The organism is Streptomyces pathocidini, from assembly GCF_001418495.1.
Lineage (GTDB): Bacteria > Actinomycetota > Actinomycetes > Streptomycetales > Streptomycetaceae > Streptomyces > Streptomyces pathocidini.
On the sequence record NZ_LIQY01000457.1, the window covers coordinates 1 to 3,792 of the forward strand.

Here is a 3,792-nt window from a genome sequence, read left to right on the forward strand (position 1 = left end):
CGCCTCCTTGTTGTCCTGCGCCCCGGTGTCCACCCGGCGGGCGGTGAAGGCGAGGTAGTAGCCGATCATGATCGACAGGCCGAAGGAGAGGAACAGCGCCGTGGTGCCGACCGGCTCCTTGGACCACACGCCGTACACGATGGCCATGGCCAGGATGAAGACGGCCAGCCAGATGAACATGCGTCCCTGGATCTTCACTTGCCGGCCTCCTTGCCCTGGCCGCCGGCCAGTTCCTTCTCACCCGCGTGGAACTGGAGCTCGTCCAGCGCGGCGATCTCCGGGTGGTGCAGATCGAACGCCGGGGATTCGGAGCGGATCCGCGGCAGGGTGAGGAAGTTGTGCCGCGGCGGCGGGCAGGAGGTCGCCCACTCCAGCGAACGGCCGTAGCCCCAGGGGTCGTCGACCTCGACCTTCTTGCCGTACTTGGCGGTCTTCCAGACGTTGTAGAGGAACGGCAGGATCGACAGACCGAGCACGAAGGAGCTGATGGTCGAGATGGTGTTCAGCAGGGTGAAGCCGTCGGCGGCGAGGTAGTCCGCGTACCGCCGGGGCATGCCCTCGGCGCCCAGCCAGTGCTGGACGAGGAACGTGCCGTGGAAGCCCACGAACAGCGTCCAGAAGGTGATCTTGCCGAGCCGCTCGTCGAGCATCTTGCCGGTCCACTTCGGCCACCAGAAGTGGAAGCCGGCGAACATCGCGAAGACGACGGTCCCGAAGACCACGTAGTGGAAGTGGGCGACGACGAAGTACGAGTCGGAGACGTGGAAGTCCAGCGGCGGCGAGGCCAGGATGACGCCGGTCAGACCACCGAAGAGGAAGGTGATCAGGAAGCCGACGGCCCAGAGCATCGGGGTCTCGAAACTCAGCGACCCCTTCCACATCGTGCCGATCCAGTTGAAGAACTTCACACCGGTCGGCACCGCGATCAGGAACGTCATGAACGAGAAGAACGGCAGGAGCACGCCGCCCGTCACGTACATGTGGTGCGCCCACACCGTCACCGAGAGGCCCGCGATCGAGATGGTCGCGGCGATCAGGCCGATGTAGCCGAACATCGGCTTGCGGCTGAAGACCGGGATGACCTCGGAGATGATGCCGAAGAACGGCAGCGCGATGATGTACACCTCTGGATGGCCGAAGAACCAGAAGAGGTGCTGCCAGAGCAGCGATCCGCCGTTGGCCGCGTCGAAGACGTGCGCCCCGAACTTGCGGTCCACCTCGAGCGCGAACAGCGCGGCGGCCAGCACCGGGAAGGCGATGAGCACCAGCACACCGGTGAGCAGCACGTTCCAGGTGAAGATCGGCATCCGGAACATCGTCATGCCGGGAGCGCGCATGCAGATGATGGTGGTGATGAAGTTGACCGAACCGAGGATCGTGCCGAAGCCGGAGAAGGCCAGACCCATGATCCACATGTCGGCGCCCACACCCGGCGAGCGGACCGCGTCGGACAGCGGCGAGTAGGCGAACCAGCCGAAGTCGGCCGCGCCCTGCGGGGTGAGGAAGCCGGCCACCGCGATGAGCGAGCCGAACAGGTAGAGCCAGTAGGCGAACATGTTCAGCCGCGGGAACGCCACGTCGGGCGCGCCGATCTGCAGCGGCATGATCCAGTTCGCGAAGCCGGCGAACAGCGGCGTCGCGAACATCAGCAGCATGATCGTGCCGTGCATCGTGAACGCCTGGTTGAACTGCTCGTTCGACATGATCTGCGTGCCGGGGCGGGCGAGTTCGGCGCGCATGACCAGCGCCATGACTCCGCCGACGCAGAAGAAGAAGAACGAGGTGACCAGGTAGAGCGTGCCGATGGTCTTGTGGTCGGTGGTCGTCAGCCACTTCACCACGACGTTGCCGGGCTGCCTGCGGCGGACCGGCAGTTCGTCCTCGTAGGACTCGGTGTCGGCGGCACCCTGGGGTTCGTTGAGGATGCTCATTCTTCGTTCGTCCTAGCGTTCTTCTCGGCGTCGGTCTGAGGGATGCCGGACTGGATGTAACCGGTCTGGCCCTTCTTCGCCAGGGCCTTGAGGTGCTCCTGGTACTTCTCCGGGGAGACGACCTTGACGTTGAAGAGCATCCGGGCGTGGTCGACGCCGCAGAGCTCGGCGCACTTTCCGCGGTAGGTGCCCTCCTTGTTGGGAGTCACCTCGAAGACGTTGGTGTGACCGGGGATGACGTCCTGCTTGAAGAGGAACGGCAGCACCCAGAAGGAGTGGATGACGTCTCGGGAGGTCAGGATGAACTGGACCGACTCGCCCTTGGGCAGGATCAGCGTCGGGCCTGGGTTGCCGGTCTGCGGGTTCCGCTGGCCCGGCGTGCCCGTGTCGTAGACGCCCTCGGCGCCCTTCCGTACGGCCTCCAGGTCCCGGTCCGGAATGGAGCTCACGGCGGCGGGGATCTTGCTGGGGGTGCTCAGGTCGCCGTCGACGTCCTCCATGTAGTTGAAGCCCCAGCTCCACTGGTAGCCCACGACGTTGATGACGTGGTCCGGCTTCTTGGAGGTCTTCAGCAGCTCGCTCTCATCGCGCGCGGTGAAGTAGAAGAGCACCGACACGATGAGGATCGGGACCACCGTGTAGAGGGCCTCGATCGGCATGTTGTAGCGGGTCTGCGGAGGAACCTCGACCTTGGTCCTGGACCGCCGGTGGAAGACGACGCTCCACAGGATCAGGCCCCAGACCAGAACGCCCGTGGCGAGCGCGGCTGCCCACGAGCCCTGCCACAGGGAGAGGATCCGCGGTGCCTCCTCCGTGACGGGGGTGGGCATTCCGAGGCGGGGGAAGTCCTTGTATGTGCAACCGCTGGCGGTCGCCAGGACCAGGCCCGCGGCCAGCGCCTGCGGCAGCCTCCGCCGCATCGGGCGCCTCGACATGGGGGTACCGCCCACGCCCTTCAGGCGGTGGGGGAGGTCGGAGCCGTTGGGACTCACGTAGCGCCTTCCCGAGAGTCTCGCCCGCGCGGCCGGCTGCGGCCGTCTCGGTCGGTCGCCGGCCCAGTGCGGGCAGGGGTTTGGATGTTTACGCGGACCAAACCCTACTGGACGCAATTTGGGGTCGCGCGGGGAGGGTGCCCAACGCGCCGCGCGCCACCCGGAAGGGGTGGAACAGGGGCTTTCCCGAGCGTTCTGACACCGGGTCGCCTCCGGTGCGGGCTCCCGGTTCGCCCTCGCGGCGGGCGACCGATCGGCGTGGCGGGGGCGCCTCCGGCGGGGTGGCGGGTACGCCTCCGGCGGGGTGCCGATTCGCCTTCGGTGCGGCTGCTTTCCACCGACGTGGCGGGTTCGCCTTCGGCGCGGCGGGGTTCGGTTGGCATGGCGGTACGCCACCGGTGGGGTGCCGGGTGCCGGGCCGCCTTCGGTGTGACAGGCTCCGGAACACTCTCACGCTGTACGCGGCGGCGAAGACCTCGTCGAGACGGTCGGTGAGCACGGGCCAGGGCAGACCCTCGTAGACGCGCTGCTCGACGTCGAACGCGGGCACCACGTCCAGTTCGAGATGCGTGACGACGCCCAGGGCGCCGAGCGCGACGACCGCGCCGTCGAACGCCGCGTCGCCGCGCGAGACGGTGGTGAGCGAGCCGTGGGGTGGCGGTTCGTCCGGCGGGGTGCTGGTGCCGGGCGGCGTCTTGCCGTCAGGTCGGCGCGTTAGCGTTCGGATGTGGCCTATTTCGATTGCGCGTCGTCCGCGCCGCTCCATCCCGTCGCCCGGCAGGCGCTGCTCGCGGCGCTCGAGGAGGGCTGGGCCGACCCGGCGCGGCTGTACCGCGAGGGGCGGCGGGCGCGGCTGCTGCTCGACGCCG

The 3,792-nt window shown here is 67.7% G+C and carries 3 protein-coding genes and 1 pseudogene; 1 reads left to right on the plus strand and 3 read right to left on the minus strand.

What is annotated here, in order from left to right:
* The 3 genes from ctaF to ctaC form a co-directional block, all read right to left on the minus strand.
* Positions 1-198: aa3-type cytochrome oxidase subunit IV (gene ctaF / locus AOK16_RS20250; RefSeq protein WP_169790924.1), on the minus strand; the 198-nt coding region annotated here is incomplete at its 3' end.
* The gene (gene ctaD, locus AOK16_RS20255) at positions 195-1,931 is read right to left on the minus strand and encodes an aa3-type cytochrome oxidase subunit I (RefSeq protein WP_055473619.1); all 1,737 of its coding nucleotides are present in this window, start codon (positions 1,929-1,931) and stop codon (positions 195-197) included. The genes ctaF and ctaD, both read right to left, overlap by 4 nt.
* The gene (gene ctaC / locus AOK16_RS20260; protein ID WP_079101598.1) at positions 1,928-2,923 is read right to left on the minus strand and encodes an aa3-type cytochrome oxidase subunit II; all 996 of its coding nucleotides are present in this window, start codon (positions 2,921-2,923) and stop codon (positions 1,928-1,930) included. The genes ctaD and ctaC overlap by 4 nt, the downstream gene beginning before the upstream one ends.
* A gap of 727 nt (positions 2,924-3,650) precedes the next feature.
* Between ctaC and AOK16_RS28570 the strand changes: the two are divergent.
* Positions 3,651-3,792 (plus strand): annotated as a pseudogene (locus tag AOK16_RS28570) (cysteine desulfurase); the annotation flags it as partial.

What these genes read in the sequence shown, in the direction of transcription:
- ctaD (WP_055473619.1), bottom strand. Translation starts at nt 1,931, where the DNA reads ATGAGCATCCTCAACGAACCCCAGGGTGCCGCCGACACCGAGTCCTAC.